The sequence below is a fragment of the uncultured Phascolarctobacterium sp. genome (genome assembly GCF_958349595.1).
Taxonomy (GTDB): Bacteria; Bacillota; Negativicutes; order Acidaminococcales; family Acidaminococcaceae; genus Phascolarctobacterium.
Window position 1 is genome coordinate 287494 of the sequence record NZ_CATWDQ010000001.1, and the last position, 24602, is coordinate 312095.

Genomic DNA, 24602 nt, shown 5'->3' on the forward strand with positions numbered 1-24602 from the left:
TACAGCTAAAAAGGCTGCCGCCTGATGCAGTTTTGACCCGTCTTACCCCAAAAAAGGCATAAAAAAAACGCCTACCAAAGTAGGCGGGGAACAACTGCTCATTTAACTATCAGTAAATAAAAATCTATTTGAAATTTTTTGACGAACAATCTATAATACAAAGTAGAGATAGCTGATTGTGGTAAGTTGGCTTTCCCGTGAATATTAAAATCAACAGGAAGCCGCTTAGCCGCAAGGTTATGCGACTTTTGTCGTTTATATTTTTATTCTACGCTGATTCTATTATTGAATTTGATAATAAAATTAAATGAAATACGGAAGTGATTTCTTATGAAGAAATTTATAACTATCACATTAGCGTTTATTATTGCTCTGGCTATTCCACTGGCAGCATATGCTACAACTTATATTGGCAACCGCAACAGTTGGAAGTTCCATTATCAGGGCTGCCGCTGGGAACGTAAAATGAATGAAAGTAACCGTATTTATTTTTCCAGCCGGCAGGAAGCTATTGATATGGGTATGGTTCCTTGCAAGGTTTGCCGTCCATAGATCGTAAAATACTTTCACTTGAAATTCTTTGACGAACAGTCTATAATACGAAGTAGAGATAGCTGATTGGGTAAGTCGGCTCTCCTCTCTAGAATTTTGAATTCGACAGGAAGCCGCTTAGCCGCAAGGTTATGCGGTTTTTGCTTTTACTTGACAAATGCGATATAATATTAGCAAAAGAGATAGCAAATGTTTAGTCGCGTTGGCTCATCTCGTAACAATGTAGACTTGAAGATGGGCCCGCATACTTATGTTGGGCTCATTTTCTTGCTATTTAAGGGCAAGAAAAATGGTAGCCACGAGGATACCAAACGCTATCATTAATGACAATGCCTGATATACGCTCATAGTCCCACCACCAATCCGTTACGGGACTGATAAGCCAACTCATTTGCTATCTCTTGCCCTAGTATAGCACTTTGCAATCAAGTTTACAAACTAAAGTTCGTTATTTTATTTTTATGCTTGCAATATATTATCACAAACAAATAAACACCTCTAAAGTAAGGTTTTTGCCCTGCTTTAGAGGTGTTTTGTTTTACAAAAACGGTCTTTTGCATTTTATTTGTGTAAACATAGCATAAAAACGCGATTTTGCTGCTCTTTTATAAGTGTAAGGGTTAATCACCCCGAACGATCAAGTTTCGGGCACGCTGTTTTACAGGCAGCTGCCCCAGACTGAAAGGAGGAGCAAATATGAGATTACAGAAAGCAGCAACACCTGTACTGACCGCAGCTAAGCTGCGGGATCTGACTGTCCTGGGACGCAACCGTATCGCACAGATCTATCTGCACTGGACGGCAGGACGTTACGGCGAGCTGTACGACGATTATCATTTTAATATTGACGCCGACGGCAGCATTTACCGTACCTGCGCATTGCTGACTGATTATAAGCCGCATACCTGGCACCGCAACAGCGGTTCAATCGGTATCGCCCTTTGCTGCGCTTTAGGGGCTTTGCCCCACCACGGCTACGATACTGCTTTTGGCAGTTATCCGCCCACGCCGCAGCAAATCGACGCGGCCGCTAAATTAACAGCCCAGCTCACAGACGGACTTGACCTTGCTGTTGACCGTTTTACTGTTCTGACCCATTGCGAGGCGGCGCTGCTGGACGGTTACGGGCCTTACAGCGGCGATGCGGAGACCCGCTGGGATTTGTGGTATGTGCACGATTCTCCCGGCGACGACATGATGAAACCGGGCGGAGAAGTCCTGCGCGGTAAGGCGCTTTGGTATTTGGAGGCTTTACGCCGGGCGCGCCTGCCGTCAGCTGTAACTTTAGAGTAAAAATAATCAGCGGTGCCTGACGCCGTAAAAGGAGGTGAAAAGGATGAGTGTTACTAAAAATATAACTTCTTTAAAATTGTATTTGGAAGCAGAGGACGGTGTAAATGCTTTGGGTGCTATGCAGACCAAAAGCGCGCTGATCGGCAGTGTTGTTATTGATGCCGAAAATGCGAAGTGTTATGCAGTTGCCGAGGCTATCGGCGAGTTGATGGCCCATCCCGTCGTTAACGTATATGTAAGCGAGAAAGCGGCGCTTGAAAAAGCTGAATAAGCTTTTCATCCTTCACAATGCGCTTTAAAACCTACTATATAGCACCAAGAACTGCTATATTTAAGTAAAAATAATAAAACACTGTAACTTTTGGTTACATACAAAAACTATAAGCTGAAAGGAGAAAATCATGGAAAAAACTTTAGAACTGGTCTTTACTAAAAACGACGGCAGCAAAAAAACTTTAAGTATTGCTGATCCGCGTGAGGATGTTACTTTAGCCGAGGCTAAGGCAGCCGCCGACAAGATCATTGAAGCTGGCGTTATTACCAGCAGCGGCTGTGCTTTGACTGAATTTGTGGAAGCGCGTATCAAAACCGTTACTGTTTCCGTACTGGCGTAAGCTTATGGATACCAAAGAGCTTTGCAGCGCTGTCGGCAATTTCGGGTTTCCGATGGTGCTGAGCTGGTATCTGCTGCTGCGCATGGAGCAGCGGCTGGACAGGCTTACTGAGTGCCTGAACGAGCTGAGCAAGGCGCTGCTGCAAAATAACCACAACGAGCAATAACAACTCAAATGTCAAGGAGGCTTGCGATCAATAATAAAACCAGGAGTTTACTGAACTGGCTGCGTCTGCTGCTGCGCGTCCTGAATAATAAATAACATAAATACCGCTATGAAGTATACTTCATAGCGGTATTTTAAATTACAGATATTTTAAATTCACTCAACTGATTTAACTGTTGCTTTAAGCAGCCTTAGTAAAATCAATAATTGCAATTTCTGTAACTGATTGCTTAAGCGAATTACTGATTCGTTCCAATTCAACGGCAACTTCGTCACTATAGGAAATCTCTCCACACTGAATGCAAACCTGTGATGGTACATTTTTAATAATGACGATACAATTACCTAAATCAGCCATAAAAGTCGTTGCTTTATCTTCTAGCATTCCTTTACACATAAAACAGTGTTTCATCGTTGTTGCCTCCTTCTTTGCGTAAAATCATTATTCCATTCATCAGGATTGGGATAATAAGCCGTTATCAACCATAATTCATCATATGCAATACCACAAACTACATGTATATATTGTCTATTTACAGACATTCCTAAAACTAAACAGCTTGGATGAGGATAATCATTAGGATACTCTTCTATTATTTTACCACATAATAACCCATGTTTAATATCCTTAATAGATATTCCACGTTGTAAAAGTCGTATTAGAATATGATTAGTCCAGCGAATGGCATTTTTTTCACATAACATTTTTATGATTTTAATATCCAAAGTACAACCTTCTCTCCATATATCCTAGTATAACATAATAGTCAAATTTCGTTGAAAAATCTACTATAGAAAAGTAAAACCGCACAGCTAAATACTGTACGGTTATAATATTGATTACCAATTATGCTTTTAAACTGGCGATAGCCGCTTTGGTATCGGCGGCTCCGTAAACATACGAGCCTGCTACCAGCACGGTAGCGCCTGCTTCGCGGACTAATTTAGATGTTTTATCGTTGATACCGCCGTCTACCTGTATCTCCACGTTCAGGCCTGCGTCATCGATCATTTTCCGCAGCCGGGCTATTTTTGGCACTGTAGTTTCAATGAAGCTCTGTCCGCCAAAGCCGGGGTTGACGCTCATCAAAAGCACCATATCCAACTCGGGCAAAATTTCTTCTACCAGGCACAGGGGCGAAGCCGGGTTCAGCGCCACACCTGCCTGCAGGCCTTTGTTTTTGATATATTGCACGCAGCGGTGCAGATGCTTGGTAGCTTCGGCATGCACAACTATCATATCGGCTCCGGCAGCAGCGAAATCGTCGATATATTGCTCAGGATTATTGACCATCAGGTGACAGTCAAAAAAGAGGCCTGTGACCTTACGGATCTTTTGCACGACAGGCGCGCCAAAGGTCAGGTTCGGCACAAAGGCGCCGTCCATCACGTCGATATGTACCCAGTCAGCTCCGGCAGTTTCGATTTTTTTGATTTCGTCTGCCAGATAAGCAAAATCGGCAGATAAGATTGAAGGCGCTACTTTGATCATTTTCTTCCGTCCTTTTCCTTTTTGGATTTTATTTCTTCTAAAATAGTCAGGTACGATTCATAACGCGACGGCGCTATCTCGCCTGCCGCCAGCGCGTCCTTGACGCCGCAGACCGGTTCGTGCGTATGGGTGCAGGGCGTAAACTTGCAGCCCTGTTCAAAATCGGCAAATTCGCGGAAGCACGATGCCAGCTTTTTGTCGTCCAGTTCTTCCAGGTTCAAGTTGCCAAAACCAGGCGTATCAGCCATATAGCCGCCGGCAAAGGGCAGCAGGTGGGCAAAGCGTGTGGTGTGCCTGCCCCGCCCTATTTTTTCGCTGACGCTGCCTGTGACCAGCTGCATACCCGGTTCGATAGCGTTGAGCGTCGATGACTTGCCTACGCCGGAGGGCCCGGCAAAGACTGTTATTTTACCGTATAACCGCTCTTTCAGGGCTGCGATATTAGTGCCCTGCCGGGCGGAAACAGCAAATACTTCATAGCCGATCTTTGCATATACTGCTTTGACCTCTTCCACAAAGCCAGCCGGCGCCAGATCGATTTTATTCAGGCAGATAATAGCCGGGATACCCGCCTGCTCTGCCAGTACCAGCAGCTTATCGGCCAACAGGTAGCTGAAATCAGGGTTGACGCAGGCAAAAGCAACGATGATCAGATCGACGTTGGCGATCGTCGGGCGCAGCATAAAATTACGCCGCGGCAATATCCTGGTGATCATGCTCTCGCCGTTATGATTGGTTTCAAATTCGACCATGTCGCCGGTGCAGAGCGAAAAGCGGATCTGCTTGAGCTTGCCCTTGACCTTGCAGGTGACAAGCTCGCCATTGCCGCTGTCGACATAGTAATAACCGTTATAGGTTTTGATGATTCTTCCCTGGCCGATACTCACAGATTTTTCTCCTCGACCATTTTATTATTGCAGAAGAACTGTACTTTGCCGCTGCCGGTAACTTCTACCTTCTGGCGGATACGTACGCCTGCTTTCTGCGCGCCCTGGTAAACGGTGCGCTGACCATTGTCGTCGATCAGGATGATCTGCACGTCCTGCGTGCCGCTGCCCTGCGGCACAACAAATTCGGCATATTTATTGACGCTTTGCGGATGACTGCCGGAGGATACCTGCAGCACGACTTTGCCGTCATTGGCAAATTTTGAGCCGACAGGCGGCTCCAGGCCCACTATCGTGCCTTCCCGGCTGCCGCTTGACACATAGCGCACGGTAATATCCATGATCCCTAGTTCCGTCAGGGCTTTTTTAGCATCGTCTAAAGTATTGCCCATCACGTCGGGCATAGTCATGTCTTTGGGGTCGCGGCATACGACCAGGTCTACCTTCGAGCCTTTCGGGGTCTTATTTTTAGCTTTCGGGGCCTGTTCCAAAACGGTTTCGGCCGGCTTGCCTGCCACAAATTTATAGGTGACGATGCCGGTTTCATACCCCAGATCGCTTAAAAGTTTTTTAGCATTATCCAGCTTACGCCCGATCAGATCCGGCATTTCCAGCATTTCCAGTCCTTTGCTGACTACCAGGGTGATCTCGCTGCCTTCCTTGCGTTTGCTGATGCCTTCCGGCTCCTGTTTGATAACGTAGCCGGGGGTCACCTTTTCGTCGTATTCTTCGTCCAGCTTGACAGTAAAGCCCGATTTTTCCAGGGTTTTCTGCGCTTCCACTACCGATTTGCCGATGACGTTGGGCACATCGACAGTTTTGCGGCTGAAGACGTTGCCGACCAGCAAAAAGACGGCAGATAGGATCGCGACCAGCGCGAACAGCTTGATATATTTATTGCGGCGTTCCCGTCTGTTGACGGCGGCCGCCTCCTGCACGATCTCGTCAGTGCTTTTATTGAAGGCCGGTTTCATGATGATGGTTTCTTCAGGAGCGCCTTCCTCAGTATCCTCAGCCCAGTCGTAGATTTTTCCGGTAGGCTCTGCCAGTTCGTTTTTCGCGATCGCCGTGATGCCCAGCATTTCGGCATAATCTTCTTCTACGCTTTCCTGCAGCATTTTAGTTTTGATGTTATACAGGTCCTGCCACATTTCTTCGGCGGTCGCATAGCGGTCAGCCGGGTCTTTGGCCAGTGCCTTGTCGATAACCTCCTGCAGTGAATCAGGCAGTTCGGGGTCATAGCTTTTCAGCGGCGGCGGCGTTTTTTCAAGGTGCATCATCGCCACGGCGACGGCGGTTTTGCCGTCAAAAGGCACGTGCCCGGTCAGCATTTCATACAGCACGATGCCCAGTGAATAGATGTCGGACTGCGCCGTTACAGGGCAGCCTCCGGCCTGTTCAGGCGACAGATAGTGCACCGAGCCTATTACCGACGAGGTATAGACCATCGTCTGGCTGGTGACCATGCGCGCGATGCCGAAATCGGCGATTTTAGGGGTCATGCTTTTATTGATAAGGATATTATGCGGCTTGATGTCGCAGTGAATGATATTGCGGTTATGGGCGTGCTGCAGCGCAGCCGCCAGTTCGCAGGCGATATGCACGGCCCAGAAGGGTTTGAGCGGGCCCTGCTCCTCTAAGATACTTTTCAGCGTTCTGCCGTCCACATATTCCATCACGATAAAATACAGGCTGTTTTCTTCGCAGACGTCAAAAATATTGACGATAGAAGGATGGATCAGGCGCGCGGCAGACTGAGCCTCGCGGCGGAACTGCTCGAGCAGGCTTTTATCGTTATTGAACTGGGCGCGCAGTATTTTGACGGCGACTTCCCTGTCCAGCAGCATATCCTGTGCCAGATAAACTTCTGCCATACCGCCGACACCGACAGGACGCAGGATCTTATAACGGTTATGTAAAATTTTTCCTATCATATCTGTCATGATCTTTTATCCTCCTCTGCCGGTGTCAGGTCGATCAGTATCAGCGAAACATTATCCCGCCCGCCGTTGTCTAAAGCTGCTTCCAGCAGCGCTTCGGCAGCTGCCGCTGTCTGATGTTCCTGCAATATCGCACTGATCTGGCTGTCAGCCACCATATCGCTCAACCCGTCGCTGCACAAAAGCAGCTTCGTAGCTTCAGTCAATTCTATGGTAAAACAATCTACTTCCAGCTCGTCTTCGGCGCCCACCGCCCGCAGGATAATATTTTTCTGCGGATGCTTAAAGGCCTCCTGCGCTGTGATCTCACCGCTGGCCAGCAGTTCGGCGACGTAGGAATGGTCACGGGTGATCTGCTGTAAAACGCCTTCGCGCCAGGTATACAGTCTGCTGTCGCCCACGTTAGCCGCATAGGCTTTACCGTCGGCTGCCAGATAGACCGCCACCAGCGTCGTACCCATATCATGATATTTTTCTTCAGTCTGCGCCATGCGGCGGATATGCGCGTTGGCCTGCTGTACGGCTGACCTCATAGCTGCGCACAGCGCCGCTCCTGTAAGCGGTTTGAATTTTTCTGCTTCCTGCTGCAAAACCTGCAGGGCTTCCTTACTGGCGGTATCTCCGGCAGCATAACCGCCCATACCGTCGGCAAGTGCAAAAAGCTCAGGTCCTGTTGTCAACAAAGCGTCTTCGTTGACCGTTCTTACCATGCCCACATGGGTTTTACTGATAACGAACATTGGCGAACCTCCTTACTTTATAGCTTATATCTGTTTTTCTCACTGATAACGCCGCTGCCTTTACGCCTGCTGCTCCTGGGCAAAGCTGGCGCGCAGCTGTCCGCAGGCGGCGTCGATGTCATTGCCCATTTCCTTGCGGACGGTAGCGTTGATTTTATGTTTTTGCAGTACCTTTAAAAAGGCTTCGACCACTTTTTTGGTTGGGCGCGCATAGCCTTTTTCGGGCACTGGATTTGCCGGGATCAGATTGACGCTGGCGTGCTTGAAGCGCAGATGATTAGCCAGCAGCTCGGCTGCTACGGGGCTGTCATTTTTACCGGCGATCAGGATATATTCATAGGTCACCTGCCTGCCAGTGTGCCCCACATAGGCTTCGGCGGCCTGGATAACGTCCTGAAAAGGAAAACCCTTGTTGACCGGCATCAGCTCGGTCCTGAGGCCGGGCTCGGCTGCGTGCAGCGAGATCGCCAGATTGATGGGCAGTCCCAGCGCCGCCAGTTTTTCGATACCGGGAATGATGCCGCAGGTCGAGATCGTCATATTGCGGTAGCTCATATACATGGTATTTTCCTGGTGCAGGAACTGCAAGGCGCCGATAACGGCGTCAAAGTTGAGCATCGGCTCACCGCTGCCCATAACGACGACGCGGCTGACCTGTTTGCCTTCCCGGACCAGCATACTGTTAAAAAGATAGACCTGCGCCAAAATCTCGGCGGCTGTCAGGTTGCGCACGCAGCCGTTCAAGCCGCTGGCACAAAAAGCGCAGCCCATATCGCAGCCCACCTGGCTGGATACGCAGACGCTGTAACCATAGTCGTGGTGCATCAGCACCGTCTCGACCGAATTGCCGTCAGGAAATTCCAGCAGCACCTTGCGGGTCAGGTCGTCCTGAGATACCTGTTCGCGCAATATTTTAAGCTGCTGCGGCAGGATCGTAAAGTTTGCTTCCAGAACCGCGATGTCTGCTTTGGAAAGGTTGCGCATCTGGTCAAAAGCAGTGACGGATTTTTGATATAACCATTGATAGACCTGGGCCGCACGGAATTTTTTCAGTCCGGCGGCGGCCAGAAGTTCCTGTAATTCACTTAAGGATAAGCCAAACAGCTCTTTTTTCACGATTTACTCCTTACGCACCAAAGCGCAGATATAGAAACCATCGGTACCGTCACGCTGCGGCAGCAGCTGCAGCTCGTCCACAGTTTCACCTGTCAGCGGGTGCTGAAAACCGGCATACTGCCAGTTGGGATTGTTTTCTAAAAATTCGGCGGGGATGTAGTGGTTTTCGGCCTGCTCTAAAGTGCAGGTACTATAGACCAGCCTGCCGCCCGGTTTAACGTAGCGTGCAGCGTTGCGCAGAATCTCGCGCTGCAGCGGCGGGAAGGTTTTGAGGTCCGCTTTAGTTTTGGTCCAGCGCGCTTCGGCACGGCGGCGCAGTACGCCCAGCCCCGAACAGGGAGCGTCAACCAGCACGCAGTCGGCCAGTTCCTCCCACTCCGGCTTGAACTCAGCCGCGTCGTGCACCGACGGCTGAATGATAGTGATGCCCAAACGCCTGCTGTTTTCTTCGATCAGCTTGATTTTATGCTCATGGATATCAGTAGCGTAAATAAGGCCCTGATTTTGCATCAGCTGCGCCAGATGGGTAGTTTTACCGCCCGGCGCGCTGCACACGTCGATCACGGTCTGTCCCGGCTGCGGCGCCAGAACCGGCGCTACCAGCATCGAGCTTTCGTCCTGTACATAAAACATATCGTTATATTTGCTGAACAGTACGCCAAGAGACGGAATCCTGGTACAGACGATACCGTCCCCGCACCACCGTGAAGGTTCAGCTGCAAAACCGTCCTCCAGTAAATTCGCCAGCAGGGTTTTACGGTCGGTCACTAAAGTGTTTACCCGCAGGGTCAGCGGCGGCGGCTCATTATCAAAGCGGCACAACGCCTGCGCCCCTTCAAAGCCAAATTGCTTGAGCCAGCGTTTTACCAGCCAGTCCGGGTGAAATTCCTTTAGCGCCAAATACTCTTTGGAGTCTTTTTCCGCATCGGGATAAACGATATTTTCTTTGCTGCGTACCGCTCCCCGCAGTACGCCGTTCACAAATTTTACGATGCCGTCATGCCCGAATTTCTTCGCCAGATTAACGGACTCATTACAAGCAGCAGAGGCCGGTATGCGTTCAAAAAAATAAATTTGGAAAACACCCAGCCGTAAAATATTTAAAATCATCGGTTCGATTTTGCCCAGAGGCCGCGATACCAGCTGCTGCAGCAGCCAGTCGATAGTGCCTTTGGCTTTCACCGTGCCGTAAACCAGCTCGGTAACGAACCTTCTGTCCTGTTCACTATATTTTTGTTGGCCCAGCGCTTTGCTGAGCGCGATATTGGCGTAAGCACCGCCGGTAAAAACGCTGTTTATCACCTGCACCGCTGTTAAACGGGCATTAGGCAGAGTGTTTGCCACAGCTTTTTTTTCTTTATTGTTAGCCATGCTTTTCCTCAACTTCTAAAAAGTCCAGTACAGCGGCTTCCACACGTTTGATATCGACGCGGGTATTGAAGCAGGGCCCGAAGGGCCGCTCGTTGAGTACGCCGATGACCGGCAGCGGGAACACGTCCTGGATACCGCTGGTCAGGTCGCGCTCACAGGCAACGGCAACAATAGCTTTCGGCCGGATCTGTTTGACCATTTGCCGCGCTAAGGTACCGCCTGTGGCGACCGCCATATGGATACCGTATTTATGCGCCAGCCCCAGCATAGCGCCGACGCTGCAGCCGCCGCACTGACGGCAGTTTTCGATATTGCGGGTGATCTTATGCACACAGGTATCCAGCTGGATACAGTGCGGAGTCAGGATCATGATACGGTCGGCAGGCACTTTGACGCGGTGCTGCTTGACCAGATGATTGCTGACTTCGATAAAGGACTGTTCTATCTTACTGCGCGGGATATCAAAAATGCGGCCTAAAACAACAGCGAAGGGGAATAAAATATTCACAGCCTTCCAAGCCCAAAAGTAAAATATCTTCATGATAGGTACGCCCAGGATCGCCAGCACGATACCGGCAACGCCAGCCAGCAAAGCTAAAGCAATGGCGATACCGATGCCGCCGAACACTACCGGCAGCTTGGCGTTGATTTGCTGCAGACCCGGCAGAGCTACGCGCCAGGCCATATAAATGACCATCGCGCCAAGAACGGCGCTGGCCAAAGTCAGCGAAACAAAAACCCTCTTTTTCGGTTTAAAAACATTTTCCAGTTCAATCATTGCTTACCCCTCGATATTACCTAAGACAGTGCCGGGCTCTACGCCGCGGCCATTGCAGAAAACTTTTGCTTCCATACGTTTTTTCGATTCAGGCTGCACTTCCAGCACTTCCAGTGCGCCGCTGCCGCAGGCTACGATAAAGCCCTTTTTAGTAACAGCGGTAACTGTGCCGGCTGAAGCAGACGCCCCTGCTGCCAAAGCAGTTTTCCAGATTTTCAGGCTCTTGCCGTCTGGCAGTCGGGTAAAGGCTCCGGGCGCAGGGTTAAAGCCCCGCACCAGGTCATGTATTTTGGCGGCCGGCTGCGTCCAGTCGATTTTTTCCATCGCCCGGTCCAGCAGTCTGGCATAGGTCGCCTCGGCTTCATTTTGCGCTTCAGGCTTTACCGTCCCTGCGGCAAGCTCGTCCAACGTCCGCACCAACAGCTCCGCACCTTTGACCTTCAGCTCGTCGTGCAGCTCGCCCATCGTCATTTCACTGCCGATAGGCACGGTAACTTTACTGAGCATAGCGCCCGTATCCATGCCGATATCCATCTGCATGATCGTTACGCCGGATTCTTTTTCGCCCTGCATGATCGCATAATGGATCGGCGCCGCACCGCGGTATTTAGGCAGCAGCGAAGCGTGCACATTGACGCAGCCTAAAGGCGGCAGCGTCAATATTTCCTGATTGAGCAGCTGGCCGAAAGCGGCAACGACGATGATCTCGGGCTGCAATTCCCGCAGCTGCGCGATAAACTCGGGCGTTTTGACCTTAGCCGGCTGATACACAGGCAAAGCCTGCGTTAAAGCGTATTCTTTTACAGGCGTCATAAGCATTTTCTGCCCGCGCCCTTTGGGACGGTCGGGCTGCGTGATAACGGCAACGATCTCGTGCTTACCTGATTCTACCAGAGCCTGCAAGGTGCCCACGGCAAAATCGGGCGTACCCATAAATACAATTCTCATTTTAGTCTCCTTTGGCTGCGGCTTATTCGATGCCGGCAGGCGCTGTTTCTTTAGGTGTCAGGACGGTAGCCTTGTCAATAAACAAGATCCCGTCCAGATGATCCAGCTCGTGCTGTACGGCGATCGCCAGAATACCGTCGCTGGCAAGCCTCATGCGTTTGCCCTTACGGTCAAAAAATTCACATTCGATATATTCGGCGCGTTCTACTTCGCCTTCAAAGTTAGGCACCGACAGGCAGCCTTCGCCGCCGACTACAGAGCCTTCCCTTTTGGTGATGACAGGATTGATCAGCTCGATCAGCCCTTCGCCGACGTCGATAACGACTATCCGTTTGGACACGCCCACCTGGGGCGCAGCCAGACCTACGCCGTCTGCCGCATACATTGTTTCCGCCATATCGTTCAGCAAACGGACCGTTTTTTTATCTATACGTGCTACTTCTTCTGCCTTTAACCGCAGCACTGGGTTACCGGCAACAATAATTTCTAATTTAGCCACGGTCGGACCTCCTTAATTTTTCGTGCCTTATATTATACCACAAGGGCATATATTCTCACTAGGCTCGAAAACACCTCGCCAAGTGTTCATATTATACCATATTTAGCAAATTTCAGGCAATTTCTAAACAACGCTGACCGGGTCGACGTCAAAAAAGACATTGCGGCATTCTTTAAATTCAGAATTCCACAAGGCACGCTTGACCAGCTCCATCTGCGGACATTTTACGAGAATGTTCATACGGTACAGATCGCGCACTTTGGCGACGATCGCAGGAAACGGGCCCAGAACCAAAATTTCCTGTTCCGGCTGCTCCAGCTGCAGTGTCTGCAAAAAGTTGACGATCCGCTGCGCCAGACTGCTGCCGCGTACCTCCTCTTTATCTAAAACTGTTATTTTCAACAGCTCGGTATAAGGAGGATAGCCCAGCTCCTGCCTGGTTGCCAGCTCGCCGGCAGCAAAAGCGTCATAATCCTGCGTCGCCGCCAGCTTGATCACAGGGTTAGCAGGGTCATAGGTCTGCAAGACCACATGCCCGGCCCTGTCACCGCGCCCGGCTCTGCCGGCAGCCTGCGTCAGCAGGGCAAAGGTTCGTTCCGAAGCCCGGAAATCGGGCAGGTTCAACGTCGAATCCGCCGAAAGGATACCGACCAGCGTGACGTTTGGTATATCATGCCCTTTGGCCACCATCTGCGTGCCCAAAAGCACATTATATTCACCGCTGCTGAAGGATTTAAGAATATCCTCGTGCGCAAATTTTTTGACAGTCGAATCCTGATCCATGCGTAATATCCTGATCTCCGGCAGCTCAGCGATCTCGGCTTCCGCCTTCTGCGTACCCGTGCCGAAAAATCTGATCCGGCGGCTGTGGCAGTTCGGACATTCGTCCGGTATCGGCGCGGTATTACCACAGTAATGGCAACGCATGGCTTCTCCGGCGCTATGATAAACCAGCGCCACGGCGCAATGCGGGCAGACGATGCTTTCACCGCAGTCACGGCACATCACAAAAGTCGAAAAACCGCGCCGATTTAGCAGCACTATAGCCTGCTCTCCCTGTACTGCCGTTTGCAGTAGCGCATCGCTCAGCGCCGCCGACAGCACCGATTTATTACCGCGCTGCAATTCCAGCCGCATATCGGCAATTTCGACCTGCGGCAGCATACTGCCGTTAGCTCGCTGCAGCAAACGCAGATGTGTATATATGCCCTGCCGCGCTTTATAAAAGCTTTCCAGATCAGGCGTCGCACTACCCAGCACCACCGGTACGCCGCTCAGCTGCGCCCGTTTCAGGGCTACTGTCCGCGCATGATAGTTGGGCCGCTCGTCCTGCTTATAGCTGCCTTCATGTTCTTCATCAATAATGATCAGCCCCAGATCGCTGAAAGGCGCAAAAACGGCTGAACGGACGCCGATCAGCAGCTTGGCGTTGTTGGTACGCATTTTATACCACACATCGGCACGTTCGTTCTGCGACAGCTTGCTGTGGGCAACTGCAACTTCATCGCCGAACCAGGCCTGAAAGCGTTTAACGATCTGCGCTGTCAGCGCGATCTCGGGCACCAGCAGCAGCACCTGCCTGCCGGCTTCCACAGCCTGCGCTGCCGCCCGCAGGTAGACTTCAGTCTTACCGCTGCCGGTTATGCCCTGCAATAAAAAGGTTTCCTGACGCGGCTCTGTGATCGCGCTGCTGATCGCCTCGACAGCCTGCCGCTGCTCGTCTGTCAGCTGCAGGCTTTCTTTCAGCTCCGTTCTGTTGGCATAGCTGTTACGCAAAACACGTTCTTCACTGCGCTCGCTCCAGCCTTTTTCGCACAGGTTCCGCAGCGTCGCCGCACTCACCTGCACTGCCGCCAGTTCCTCACTGCTCAAAGGGCGTCCGGCTTCTGCCAGCACTTCCAGGGCGTGCATCTGTGCCCGCAGCCGTTTGTTATATGCTGCCAGCGCCTCACGTCCTGCCGCAGTCACAGCAAAACAGCTGCGGGTCTTGATCTTCATTTTATTTTCGTAATCATAAGCTATCAGCTTACCTTCATCGTTATAGACAGCCTGCCGTTTGATACTGGTTTTGCCGGGAATAAATAGCCGCATCGCCTCTGCCGGCGAGCACAAATAATATTCGGACAGCCAGTTGGCTGTTGCCAGCATTTCCGTATCGAACCAGGGACGCGTATCCAGCGTCGCTAAAATTTCTTTACAGTCGTATTCGGCCGGGGCAGCCGCTGCCAGCGAGGTCACAAAGCCCTCTACCGTCTGATGCCCAAAGGGCACCACAACGCGCCAGCCCACATCGACATGGCCCAGCTGCGGCGGTAAGCTGTATGTAAATTGTTTAAACAGGTTTTTTACAGGCAGGTTGATTGCCACATTTACATATTTCATTTAATACTCCATTACTGCAAACTTTAGCTTATTATATTTCTACTATTTTCATGAAAATTCCTTTATTTTTCCTCCAGCCAGCAGTTTAAATACTAAGATAAAGAAAATCACAGCTCCCGCAGGAGCTGTGACTGTATACAAGTTTTAAATTATAAGCCTGCCTGTTCTTTCAGGGAAGCAGCTTTATCAGTACGCTCCCACGGCAGATCGATGTCAGTACGGCCCATGTGACCGTAAGCAGCCGTTTGTTTATAGATCGGGCGGCGCAGGTCCAAAGCTTTGATGATCGCAGCCGGGCTCAGCGAGAAGTTTTTGCTTACCAGCTCGGCGATCTTATCCTCGGCGATCTTGCCGGTACCAAAGGTATCAACTAAAACGGATACCGGCTGCGCTACGCCGATAGCGTAAGCCAGCTGGATCTCGCATTTATCAGCCAGACCTGCGGCAACGATGTTTTTAGCAACATAGCGCGCGGCATAAGCAGCGCTGCGGTCTACCTTTGTAGGGTCTTTGCCCGAGAAAGCGCCGCCGCCGTGACGGGCCATGCCGCCGTAGGTATCGACAATGATCTTGCGTCCAGTCAGGCCGGAGTCACCCTGCGGACCGCCGATAACGAAACGGCCGGTAGGATTGATATAGTATTTGGTATCAGCGTCCAGCATCTCTGCCGGCACGATCGGTTTAATAACATGCTCCATAATATCGGCACGGATCTGCTCCATCGGGATCTCCGGAGCGTGCTGGGAAGAAACAACGATAGCGTCGATGCGTACGGGTTTGCCGTCGTCATATTCTACCGTGACCTGAGTTTTGCCGTCAGGACGCAGATACGGCAGTGTACCGTTTTTACGCACTTCCGATAAGCGGCGGGCCAGCTTGTGGGCCAGGCTAATCGGCAGCGGCATGTATTCTTCGGTCTCGTTAGTAGCGTAACCAAACATCATCCCCTGGTCGCCAGCGCCGACTTCGGTCTCCTCGGCCTTGCCTTCCTTGGCCTCCAGCGCTTTATCAACGCCTAAAGCAATATCTGCAGACTGTTCGTCGATAGAGATCAGCACACCGCAGGTATTGCCGTCAAAGCCGTATTTAGCACGGTCATAGCCAATATTGACTACAGTCTCACGGGCGATCTTGGGAATATCCACATAGCAGTTGGTAGAGATCTCACCGACAACATGGATCTGACCCGTTGCTACCAAAGTCTCGCATGCTACACGTCCCATCGGGTCCTGTTCTAAGATAGCGTCTAAAACCGCATCAGAAATCTGATCGGCGATCTTATCCGGATGTCCTTCTGTTACAGACTCAGAAGTAAATAATTTTCTCATAATTAGCCTCCTTTAAATAAAGTACACATCATCAATCTGCCTGCTTACTAAAAAAAGCGCTCTCATAATGAGAGCGCTGTGTATCATTGTTCAGCATTCTCATCTCACGAATTATCGCAGGACTTAGCACCGTTTTGCAAGACTTTCCTCTTACAATGGTTGCTGCGGTTTCACAGGGCCATTCCCTCCACCAGCTCTTGATGAGTAGTATTCAGTTACAATGCTTATTATAGCGGAACGACTGCCAAATTGCAACAGATTTTACAAAAATCTTTCAAATTTACATCCTGCGGCCTAATGGCGCTTAATGCTACGCCCCCCGGCCTAGCGGCAATCATTTGCGTAAACGCAGGACAGTATTCAAAAGCTCTTCTGCAACTTCTGCTTTGGTCATTTTTTCCAGCTCGCGCACTTCGCCGTCTGGAAACAGGAACTTAACGATATTGGTATCAGCGTTAAAGCCAGCCCCCTGCAAAGTAACATCATTGGCAACGATCATATCCAGATTTTTTTTGCAGATTTTTTCTTTGGCGTTAGCGACCAGATTTTGAGTTTCGGCGGCAAAGCCTACCAAAAACTGTTTTTCCTTACGCTCGCCCAAAGCTTTCAAAATATCAGGATTTTTATCCATAACGACAGTTAAGGCGTCGTCAGTTTTCTTTTTGATTTTCTGGTCGGCTACATCATGGGGCCGGTAATCAGCTACTGCGGCAGCCTTGATCACGATATCCACCCCGCCGTAAACTGCCAGGCAGGCGTCCATCATCTGCTGCGTAGTCTCGACCTGCACTGTTTTGACATTGGCAGGCGGCGTCAGCACCGAGGGCCCTGAAACCAAAGTCACCTCAGCGCCGCGTTCAGCAGCAGCCTGCGCGATCGCATAACCCATCTTGCCGCTGGAACGGTTGCCGACATAGCGGACCGGATCGATCGGCTCACGGGTACCGGCAGCAGTTACCAGAACACGCAGACCTTTCATATCACCGCAGCTTCTGGCAAAGAAGGCTTTGATAAATTCCACGATCTCAGCCGGTTCAGGTAAACGTCCCGCTCCTGAAGTACCGCAGGCTAAAAAGCCTGTTGCCGGCGTCATCACAGTTACGCCATGCGCTTGCAGGCTGGCAATATTTTCCTGCGTCACCGCATTTTCATACATACCGGTATTCATCGCCGGACAGACGATGATCGGCGCCTGCGCTGCCAGCAAAGTCGTAGAAAGCAGATCGTCAGCCAGGCCGTGCGCCATTTTCGCCAGAATATTGGCAGTAGCCGGAGCTACTACAAAAACATCGGCCCAATTGGCAAGAGCGATATGCTCGACATTGAATTCCTGATTGCTGTTCCACATAGACGTCGCAACAGCGTTGCCGCTGATTTCTTTAAAGGTCAGCGGCGTGACGAACTTCTGAGCATGCTCGGTCATAACGACACGCACCTCGGCCCCCTGCTTGCGCAGACGGCTGACCAGATCGACAGCTTTATAAACGGCGATACCGCCGGTAACGCCTAAAACGATTTTCTTCCCTTTTAGTAACAAGGCACTAAGCCCCCTTATCTCAGCGTACTTTACGCTCGTAAGTAATAACGTCGTCAGCGATCTCGCGCAAAGCAGTGCTTACTTCTTTCTGAGGCATATTCTGATTGCCGACAGTCAGTTCGCGGGCACGTTTGGCGGCTAAAATCACCAGGGTGTATTTACTGTCAACTTTCTCAGCTAAATAATCGATAGAAGGGTCAACCATACTCATATTTCTCTCTCCTTATGTGCCGCATGGCAAATTTCATTGATAATAAAATAGGTTCTGGCAGCACGGTAACGCTCTGCTTCCATGATCGTCAAAACTTTATTAGTAGCTTTCTGCGCCACATCGTTGACGACGATATAATCATATTCATTGGCATAAGCCAGCTCGCCTGTTGCCGAAGCCAGCCGGCGCTTGATCACGTCTTCGCTGTCCGTACCGCGTTTATAGATACGCGAGCACAGCTCGTCCAGTGACGGCGGTACGATAAACACAAACACTCCGTCAGGGAAGCGTTTTTTGATCTGCATCGCGCCCTGGATGTCGATCTCCAAAATGACATCCTTGCCCTGATTGAGCAGCTCCATCACATAAGAACGGGGCGTGCCGTAATAATTGCCGTAAACCTCGGCGTATTCCAGCAGTTCTCCCTCTGCGATCATATCCTTTACTTCTTCCACAGATTTAAAAAAGTAATTGACGCCGTCCACCTCTCCGGTACGCGCCTGCCTGGTAGTAACCGAAACGGAATAAGCCAAGTCGGGAAGCTTTTCCCTAAGCATCTGACAAATCGTTCCCTTGCCGGCGCCTGACGGCCCGGACAAAACTAATAATAATCCCTGCGGCTTCACGATCAGCCCACCTTCCGTTTTATTTATTCTTCGTCTTCGTCGTCAGTCTGCACTAAACGGTTGGCGACTGTTTCCGGCTGTACAGCCGATAAAATGATATGACCGCTGTCAGTCACGATAACGGCTCTGGTCCTGCGGCCGTAGGTAGCATCGATCAGCATGCCTCTGTCGCGCGCTTCCTGAATGATCCTTTTGATGGGAGCAGACTCAGGACTGATGATAGAAATGATCCTGTTGGCAGCTACGATATTGCCAAACCCGATATTGATCAATTTGATATCCATACTTTCACCCTTTCCCGATTACTCGATATTCTGGATCTGTTCTCTGATTTTTTCTATCTCAGCTTTGATCTCCACAACGACCTGCGCCAAAGTATAATCGTTGGCTTTGGAAGCGATGGTATTTGCCTCACGGTTGAATTCCTGAATAAGGAAGTCGAGCTTGCGTCCGACAGGCTGGTCGGAATCAATGATCAGCTTGAACTGCTTGATATGGCTTTTCAGTCTCACGATCTCCTCGGTAATGCTGGTACGGTCGGCAAAAATAGCGACCTCCTGCAGCAGCCGTTCCGGCTCGATGACCTGATTGTGCTTCTCCAGAAGCTCGTTGATCCTGTCACTCAAGCGGGACTGATATTCTTCGACTACCTGCGGTGAACGTGCTTCGACCACAGCCAGCTTTTCAGCGATCAGATCGGCGCGTTTGATAAAATCGCCGTAGATATTGCTGCCTTCAGCCTCGCGCATAGCGACCAGATTACTGATAGCCTGCTGCAAAGCCTGCTCCAGCTTCGGCCACACGCTTTCCACATCAAAAAAGCCTTCCTGAGCGTTGATCACATCCGGGCAGCGCGACAAATATAAAATCTCCGATTGCTCGTTGAGCTTACAGTCTTCGCAGCCTATAGCGGAACCAACGTCGCGCAAAGCATTATGATATGCCAGCGCCAAAGCTTTATCTACCTTAATAGAAACATTTTCTGTATTGGTATAGGAAGCATTGATAAAAACATCGATGCGTCCGCGGTTAACAGATTTAAGGATCGTTTTCCTGATCCTGTCCTCTACCGGATTCAAAAAGCGCGGTAAGCGGATAGCCACTTCGTTATAACGGTGATTGACCGTTTTCATTTCAATCGTTACTGAAAACTGCTCGTCTTCATATTCACCGCGGCCAAAGCCAGTCATACTTTTCAGCAAGCTAAAACCTCCTAAATTTTATGATCGATTTTATTTTAATAACGCAGGATCAACGGCAAATTCGCGTCCGCCGCAGTAAGCGTCTTTAATAACCAGCAAATAAGGTTTATTGGCATCAAATTCAGCCTGATCAAAATAAAAATTATACTGCAGCTGGCAGATTTTTTGTTTTACCTCCACCGGCTCAGCTTTGGCATCAGCAGGCGCCTTTTGCTCCAGCTCGATGTCAGCAGGCTTGATTTTATTCCGCTTCAAAGCTTCCAGCTGTTTCTGCAGCGCTGCTGCTTTTTCCTGGATCGTTTCCATCCGGTCCAGCTTCTTTTGGACCTCTGCATCGACAACTGGCCTATTAACAGTTTTTTCAAGATATTTGCCGTCCAGATATTCACTGTAGTAAGGTGTGACAAAAGTGCCATTCTGCACCAGCTGTACTTCCAGATCCTTTTCGCTCAGCATGATCGGCGCATTGATCAACGCACGGATAACGAGCACCCCATCATAACGCGTTACCAGCTCTTTAGCAGCTTCCACACTGACATCGGCAGCATCCTGCGCCTTTCCGGCCGTGTCCAGGGCTGTCAGCAGATAAGGCGTATAAACTACGATCTTCTCCTCATCACGATAAGGATTAGTTTCAAAGCTTTCAGCAATCACCCAGGGCTGCAGCATCGCCGCATCATTTTTTTCACCCTGATAGCTTTTGCCATAAGCAATAGCCGCTGCTAAATTCTGGTCACTGGCTGGAAGCGCCGCTTCTGCCTGCAGACAAACAACAAACAGGCACAGCGCTAAAAGCAGATTTTTCATAATCGTATCCCCTTCCGATTATTTGCTAATCGCAAAATCTGTTGTATACTTATTCTTGAACTATTATTATATCTTATTCTGCTTGCCCGTGCAAATCAAAATCATTAAAAAACGAAGTAAGAAGGAGCAAATCAATGAATTTAGAAGGTTTGACCTTACATATTTTAACAAATAAACTACAAACCGAGCTTTTAGGCGGAAAAATCTACAAGGTTTTTATGCCCTCGCATGAATCGCTGCTGCTTTTAGTCAAACGCGAACGCGATACGGCAGCCCTGCTTGCCGATTTCAGCGGCGGTTCACCGATGCTGTATCTGCCGGATAATCTGCCGGAGCGGCCCGAAAGTCCGCCGGCGTTTTGTATGCTGCTGCGCAAGCATCTGGAAGAAGGCCGCATCACCAGGATCGAGCAAAGCGGTCTGGACCGTATCATCACCATAGATATCGATACGATCGGTACCGCCAGACAAATAGTCACCAAGCAGCTGATTTTTGAGCTGACCGGCAAAAACAGTAATATTATTTTTACCGAAAACGGCCTGATCGCCGACAGCTTAAAGCATGTCAATAAAGCAATGAGCTCTTTCCGGCAGATCATGCCCAACCTGCCTTATCTTGCGCCGCCGCAGCAGACCGGACTTTCTATTTTAACGGCTCCAGCCAGCGCGATCATCGATGCCCTGCGTAATTCTGACGCTAAAACCAGCCTTGCTGCTTTGATCGCCGTTACTACAGGCATCGGCAAAACAACTGCCGCCGAGCTTTTTGCCGCAGCAGGTATCGACAGCAGCGCAGAGACTTTGACTGCCGACGAAGAAAAACGTTTGGCAGACGCTGTTACCTCGTTGCAGCAAATTGTCGGTCAGCAACCGGCAGTGCCGGTTTATGCTGTCATCAGCCGCACTAATCAGGTCAAAACTATTCTGCCCTTCGAGCCCCAGGTTTTAGAAACAGGCTGCAGCGCTAAACAGCTGGTGGATATTAACAGCGCGCTTAATTATGCCGTCACCCTGACGCCGATCCAACTGCCTGAACAGGAAACACTGCAAAAATTAGTCGCCGCTGAAAGCCAGCGTCTGGAAAAGAAGCTGCCGGTCCTGGAAAAAGACCTGCTGACCGCCGATAAGGCCGAAACGCAGCGGATGATCGCCGATACGATCATGGCTAATATTTATCAGCTCAGCAAAGGACAAAGCTCCTGCCAGCTGCTGAATATTTATGACGGCGAGCCGTTTGAGATCCAATTATCGCCCCTGCTTTCGCCTACTGAAAATGCTCAGGCTTACTACAAGCGTTATAATAAATATAAACGGGCGCAAAGCGAAGTACAGAACCAGATCGAAACGACCAGGGAAATGCTGAGTTATCTGGCTTCTATCGACGCCTCCCTGACTACAGCAACCACTAAAAACGAGATCGCCGAGATCAAGCAGGAGCTGATCACAGCCGGACTGCTGCAGCCTCAGGGCAAAAAGCATAAAGGCCAGCCTCCTAAATCTGAACCCCTGCTGGTAAAGCTATCTGACGAAACGACCTTATATATCGGTAAAAACAATAAACAAAACGACTATGTGACCTTTTCTCTGGCCCGCGGTAAGGACCTGTGGTTCCATACAAAAAATATTCCCGGCTCACATGTTATTCTAAAAACTACGCTGCCCCAGGCAGCGGCAAGCGATATTGACGCCGCCGCTATGCTGGCTGCTTATTTCAGCAAAAGCCGCAGCGGCAGTAAAGTTCCCGTCGACTGTACCGAACGCCGCTTTGTCAAGAAACCCAACGGCGCCAAGCCGGGCTTTGTGATCTATACCGATCAAACGACCTATTATGCTACGCCGGACGAAACCGTAATTCAAAAACTTTTACAAAAATAACAAAAACGCCTGACTTCTGCTGCAATCGCTTGTTTCAGCTTTTAACGTCAGGCGTTCTTTATTTTAACATTCATTATTTTACAAGATCTTTAAAGCCAGTATCCCCAAATATTCCTTCAGCGCTATCGCCGAAATCTCCAGGGCAAACCCCTGCGGCACGAAACTGAAAATACTGAGCTGCATTTGACCGCTCAGCTGATAATCGCAGGGAAAAGGCACAACTTCTAATCCTCTGTCAGCAAAATTCAGCATACTGCGCGGCATATGAAACGCCGAAGTCACGAGTACTATGTTATGCCAGTTCTGCTTACGGCATAAAGCAGCAACATTAGCGGCATTTTCAGTTGTATTTCTCGCTTCAGTATCAGTGAAGATCTGCTCTGCGGGCACACCAAGCTCCAGCAGCACTTTCTCTGCTACGGAGGCTTCCGTACCGCTATCGGCAAAAACCTGCCCGCCGCTGATAATGATAGGCACATCTAAACGCTTCTGCAGCCGCAAACCGGTAATCAGCCTGTTCATGGAAATCGCCGATAAGGCTTCCCTGGCACTGATATCAGTCACATTACTGATCGCACCGCCACCAAGAACGACTATGGCATCTACTTTGCCTGTGCTGCGCACTGAAACCGGAGGAACATACTGCCGCTCTAGCCCCTGCAGCAGCAGCCAGGCAGCAATAAATTTCTGTAGATACAGCATTTTATTTACATTCCTTCACCAGCATCTCATACATCTGTCTGAATATCTCCGGCTGCAAATTGATTTTGTTTAAAATCGTATACCGCTTCCGAACTTCTTTCGCAAAAATCCAGGCTTTGATAAATTCTTCCTCGGTGATATTCAGGGTTTTCGGGCTCACAGAAATATCGTAAGCGTCCAAAAAGTCCAGCAGCATATGATGGTCTCGCCCCTGCAGCCGGCAGGCTACAACGCTGCCCAGCGCTACTAAAATACCATGCGGGATATTATGTTCAAATAATTCATCCATAGCGTGGCAGAACAAATGCTCGGAACCGCTGCAGGGCCGCGAATCACCGGCGATCTGCATTGCCAGTCCGCTCAGGACCAGCGACTGGGCCAGCATTTGAATACCCGGCACCGTCGTTAAGGATTTGGCCTCCGAATATAAAAGCGAAGTAAACGCAGTCTCTGAAAGCATATAGGCAAAGTCGTTAGGGCGGTCGCTGTTTTCTTCACAGCCCAGCTTCCAGTCATACAGCGCCGTATAATTACTGATCGTATCGCCGACACCGGCTTTCATCAAAAGCCGCGGTGCGTCAAAAATAATATCCGTATCGATCAGCAAGCCGTCCGGAATTTTAGAGGTAAAGGAATGCTTGCGTCCGTTTTCGGCAAACAGTACAGAAACAGGCGAAGCAACGCCGTCATTACTGAGCGTCGTCGGTATCGCTATATAAGCGACGTTGGCGACAAAAGCGGCATATTTGGCCGTGTCCAGCGCCGTACCTCCACCCAGGCCGATGATCAGGCTGATATTGTTCATCGCCACTTTTTTGGCAACGTCGACAGCAAAATCAAAGGAACTTTCCTGAACGGTGATGATCTCAAAATCCAGCAGTTGTTTTAGTAAAACAACGACCTTTTTTTCCAAAGTCTGCAATAACCCATCAGTAGTCAAAATCAAAGTTTTGGCATGAATAAGCTTGGGCATATATAAGCTTAAATTTTTATTAAGATCCTGAACTGCATTTTCTTTGACCTGCATAAACAACGGCAAGGAATAATTGCTCATCATTTAACCTCCCGGCGTAGTTTTCTTTGCATATTATCTATTCCTATTATATAGCAAAATGACTGATACTAACAGCACTAATGCAAAAACAGAACCAGATTTTACAAAACGCTGTTAACTTAGTCCCAAATAAAAAAGCCTGCCAAAAAGGCAGGCTCCGATATTCAAAATTATTTACGAATACCAAGTTTAGCAATGATAGCACGATAACGTTCGATATCTTTAGCCATCAGATAGTTCAGCAGACCACGGCGTTGACCAACCATTTTCAGCAGGCCGCGACGGGAATGATGATCTTTTTTATGTTCTTTCAGATGCTCGGTCAAATATTTGATACGTTCAGTCAAAACAGCGATTTGTACTTCCGGAGATCCGGTATCGCCTTCATGACGGGCATTTTCGAGAATAAGTTGTTGTTTTTTTTCAGCAGTTAACATTGTAATTCCTCCATTTTTTTATAATCCCCAAAGCATAGAAGTCGTTG

At 49.6% G+C, this 24602-nt stretch carries 29 protein-coding genes and 1 riboswitch; of the genes, 6 read left to right on the forward strand and 23 right to left on the reverse strand.

Annotated elements, in window-relative coordinates; genetic code table 11:
* Positions 1–330: 330 nt before the first annotated feature.
* On the forward strand, positions 331–552 hold the full coding sequence (locus Q4G98_RS01200; RefSeq protein ID WP_177561270.1) for a hypothetical protein: 222 nt from the start codon (positions 331–333) through the stop codon (positions 550–552).
* A 270-nt stretch (positions 553–822) separates the two neighbouring features.
* On the opposite strand, the gene Q4G98_RS12365 is transcribed toward Q4G98_RS01200, so the two are convergent.
* Positions 823–900, reverse strand: coding sequence for a putative holin-like toxin (locus tag Q4G98_RS12365; protein ID WP_366780843.1), 78 nt, complete (start codon positions 898–900; stop codon positions 823–825).
* Between the two features lie 348 nt (positions 901–1248).
* Between Q4G98_RS12365 and Q4G98_RS01205 the strand changes: the two genes are divergently transcribed.
* From Q4G98_RS01205 to Q4G98_RS01220, 4 genes are all read left to right on the forward strand, one after another.
* Complete coding sequence (locus Q4G98_RS01205) at positions 1249–1845, forward strand: peptidoglycan recognition family protein (RefSeq protein ID WP_298564953.1); 597 nt, start codon at positions 1249–1251, stop codon at positions 1843–1845.
* 43 nt (positions 1846–1888) lie between these two features.
* The gene (locus tag Q4G98_RS01210) at positions 1889–2116 is read left to right on the forward strand and encodes a hypothetical protein (protein WP_177561272.1); all 228 of its coding nucleotides are present in this window, start codon (positions 1889–1891) and stop codon (positions 2114–2116) included.
* A 130-nt stretch (positions 2117–2246) separates the two neighbouring features.
* Positions 2247–2459, forward strand: coding sequence for a DUF2922 domain-containing protein (locus Q4G98_RS01215; RefSeq protein WP_293547047.1), 213 nt, complete (start codon positions 2247–2249; stop codon positions 2457–2459).
* Between the two features lie 4 nt (positions 2460–2463).
* Entirely contained in the window at positions 2464–2625 is a 162-nt protein-coding gene (locus tag Q4G98_RS01220; protein WP_177561274.1) for a YvrJ family protein, read from the forward strand.
* 180 nt (positions 2626–2805) lie between these two features.
* Here the strand turns inward: Q4G98_RS01220 and Q4G98_RS01225 are convergent, their stop codons facing one another.
* The 19 genes from Q4G98_RS01225 to Q4G98_RS01315 form a co-directional block, all read right to left on the reverse strand.
* Positions 2806–3036: a type II toxin-antitoxin system MqsA family antitoxin gene (locus tag Q4G98_RS01225; protein ID WP_298564952.1), complete on the reverse strand. Its 231-nt coding sequence runs from the start codon at positions 3034–3036 to the stop codon at positions 2806–2808.
* Positions 3033–3350, reverse strand: a complete 318-nt coding sequence (locus Q4G98_RS01230) for a DUF4258 domain-containing protein (RefSeq protein WP_293717916.1) — start codon at positions 3348–3350, stop codon at positions 3033–3035. Before Q4G98_RS01230 ends, Q4G98_RS01225 begins: the two co-directional genes overlap by 4 nt.
* A gap of 121 nt (positions 3351–3471) precedes the next feature.
* Positions 3472–4116 (reverse strand): ribulose-phosphate 3-epimerase, encoded by a 645-nt coding sequence (gene rpe, locus Q4G98_RS01235; RefSeq protein ID WP_298564946.1) that lies wholly within the window; start codon positions 4114–4116, stop codon positions 3472–3474.
* Positions 4113–5003 (reverse strand): ribosome small subunit-dependent GTPase A, encoded by an 891-nt coding sequence (gene rsgA / locus Q4G98_RS01240; protein ID WP_301961805.1) that lies wholly within the window; start codon positions 5001–5003, stop codon positions 4113–4115. The genes rpe and rsgA overlap by 4 nt, the downstream gene beginning before the upstream one ends.
* Complete coding sequence (gene pknB, locus Q4G98_RS01245; protein ID WP_298564940.1) at positions 5000–6946, reverse strand: Stk1 family PASTA domain-containing Ser/Thr kinase; 1947 nt, start codon at positions 6944–6946, stop codon at positions 5000–5002. Before pknB ends, rsgA begins: the two co-directional genes overlap by 4 nt.
* Positions 6943–7683 (reverse strand): Stp1/IreP family PP2C-type Ser/Thr phosphatase, encoded by a 741-nt coding sequence (locus tag Q4G98_RS01250; protein ID WP_298564938.1) that lies wholly within the window; start codon positions 7681–7683, stop codon positions 6943–6945. Before Q4G98_RS01250 ends, pknB begins: the two co-directional genes overlap by 4 nt.
* Before the next feature lie 60 nt (positions 7684–7743).
* The gene (gene rlmN / locus Q4G98_RS01255) at positions 7744–8802 is read right to left on the reverse strand and encodes a 23S rRNA (adenine(2503)-C(2))-methyltransferase RlmN (RefSeq protein ID WP_366917009.1); all 1059 of its coding nucleotides are present in this window, start codon (positions 8800–8802) and stop codon (positions 7744–7746) included.
* The gene (gene rsmB / locus Q4G98_RS01260; protein ID WP_301961806.1) at positions 8803–10170 is read right to left on the reverse strand and encodes a 16S rRNA (cytosine(967)-C(5))-methyltransferase RsmB; all 1368 of its coding nucleotides are present in this window, start codon (positions 10168–10170) and stop codon (positions 8803–8805) included.
* Positions 10163–10948: a DUF116 domain-containing protein gene (locus tag Q4G98_RS01265; RefSeq protein WP_177561280.1), complete on the reverse strand. Its 786-nt coding sequence runs from the start codon at positions 10946–10948 to the stop codon at positions 10163–10165. Before Q4G98_RS01265 ends, rsmB begins: the two co-directional genes overlap by 8 nt.
* Before the next feature lie 3 nt (positions 10949–10951).
* On the reverse strand, positions 10952–11896 hold the full coding sequence (fmt, locus tag Q4G98_RS01270; RefSeq protein WP_298564928.1) for a methionyl-tRNA formyltransferase: 945 nt from the start codon (positions 11894–11896) through the stop codon (positions 10952–10954).
* 22 nt (positions 11897–11918) lie between these two features.
* Complete coding sequence (def, locus tag Q4G98_RS01275; RefSeq protein WP_177561282.1) at positions 11919–12395, reverse strand: peptide deformylase; 477 nt, start codon at positions 12393–12395, stop codon at positions 11919–11921.
* Positions 12396–12518: 123 nt separating this feature from the next.
* Positions 12519–14777 (reverse strand): primosomal protein N', encoded by a 2259-nt coding sequence (gene priA, locus Q4G98_RS01280; protein ID WP_298564925.1) that lies wholly within the window; start codon positions 14775–14777, stop codon positions 12519–12521.
* A gap of 149 nt (positions 14778–14926) precedes the next feature.
* Positions 14927–16105 carry a methionine adenosyltransferase gene (gene metK, locus Q4G98_RS01285; RefSeq protein ID WP_177561284.1) on the reverse strand — a complete coding sequence of 393 codons (1179 nt, stop codon included), beginning with the start codon at positions 16103–16105 and terminating at the stop codon, positions 14927–14929.
* 96 nt (positions 16106–16201) lie between these two features.
* A riboswitch (SAM riboswitch) is annotated at positions 16202–16312 on the reverse strand.
* 127 nt (positions 16313–16439) lie between these two features.
* Positions 16440–17642: a bifunctional phosphopantothenoylcysteine decarboxylase/phosphopantothenate--cysteine ligase CoaBC gene (gene coaBC / locus Q4G98_RS01290; protein WP_298564923.1), complete on the reverse strand. Its 1203-nt coding sequence runs from the start codon at positions 17640–17642 to the stop codon at positions 16440–16442.
* Positions 17643–17661: 19 nt separating this feature from the next.
* Positions 17662–17847 (reverse strand): DNA-directed RNA polymerase subunit omega, encoded by a 186-nt coding sequence (rpoZ, locus tag Q4G98_RS01295; RefSeq protein ID WP_113077352.1) that lies wholly within the window; start codon positions 17845–17847, stop codon positions 17662–17664.
* 2 nt (positions 17848–17849) lie between these two features.
* Positions 17850–18479 carry a guanylate kinase gene (gene gmk, locus Q4G98_RS01300; protein WP_177561286.1) on the reverse strand — a complete coding sequence of 210 codons (630 nt, stop codon included), beginning with the start codon at positions 18477–18479 and terminating at the stop codon, positions 17850–17852.
* 23 nt (positions 18480–18502) lie between these two features.
* Positions 18503–18763 (reverse strand): extracellular matrix/biofilm regulator RemA, encoded by a 261-nt coding sequence (remA, locus tag Q4G98_RS01305; protein WP_021718410.1) that lies wholly within the window; start codon positions 18761–18763, stop codon positions 18503–18505.
* Between the two features lie 18 nt (positions 18764–18781).
* On the reverse strand, positions 18782–19681 hold the full coding sequence (locus Q4G98_RS01310) for a YicC/YloC family endoribonuclease (protein ID WP_298564921.1): 900 nt from the start codon (positions 19679–19681) through the stop codon (positions 18782–18784).
* Between the two features lie 30 nt (positions 19682–19711).
* Positions 19712–20488, reverse strand: a complete 777-nt coding sequence (locus tag Q4G98_RS01315) for a hypothetical protein (protein ID WP_293547099.1) — start codon at positions 20486–20488, stop codon at positions 19712–19714.
* Between the two features lie 134 nt (positions 20489–20622).
* Between Q4G98_RS01315 and Q4G98_RS01320 the strand changes: the two genes are divergently transcribed.
* Positions 20623–22362 carry an NFACT family protein gene (locus tag Q4G98_RS01320; protein ID WP_298564917.1) on the forward strand — a complete coding sequence of 580 codons (1740 nt, stop codon included), beginning with the start codon at positions 20623–20625 and terminating at the stop codon, positions 22360–22362.
* Between the two features lie 78 nt (positions 22363–22440).
* On the opposite strand, the gene Q4G98_RS01325 is transcribed toward Q4G98_RS01320, so the two are convergent.
* The 3 genes from Q4G98_RS01325 to rpsO all read right to left on the reverse strand — a co-directional run bounded on the left by Q4G98_RS01325 (position 22441) and on the right by rpsO (position 24555).
* Positions 22441–23064 (reverse strand): YdcF family protein, encoded by a 624-nt coding sequence (locus Q4G98_RS01325; RefSeq protein WP_298564915.1) that lies wholly within the window; start codon positions 23062–23064, stop codon positions 22441–22443.
* A 1-nt stretch (position 23065) separates the two neighbouring features.
* Positions 23066–24121 (reverse strand): iron-containing alcohol dehydrogenase family protein, encoded by a 1056-nt coding sequence (locus Q4G98_RS01330; RefSeq protein ID WP_298564913.1) that lies wholly within the window; start codon positions 24119–24121, stop codon positions 23066–23068.
* A gap of 167 nt (positions 24122–24288) precedes the next feature.
* Entirely contained in the window at positions 24289–24555 is a 267-nt protein-coding gene (rpsO, locus tag Q4G98_RS01335) for a 30S ribosomal protein S15 (RefSeq protein WP_177561291.1), read from the reverse strand.
* Positions 24556–24602 lie beyond the last annotated feature (47 nt).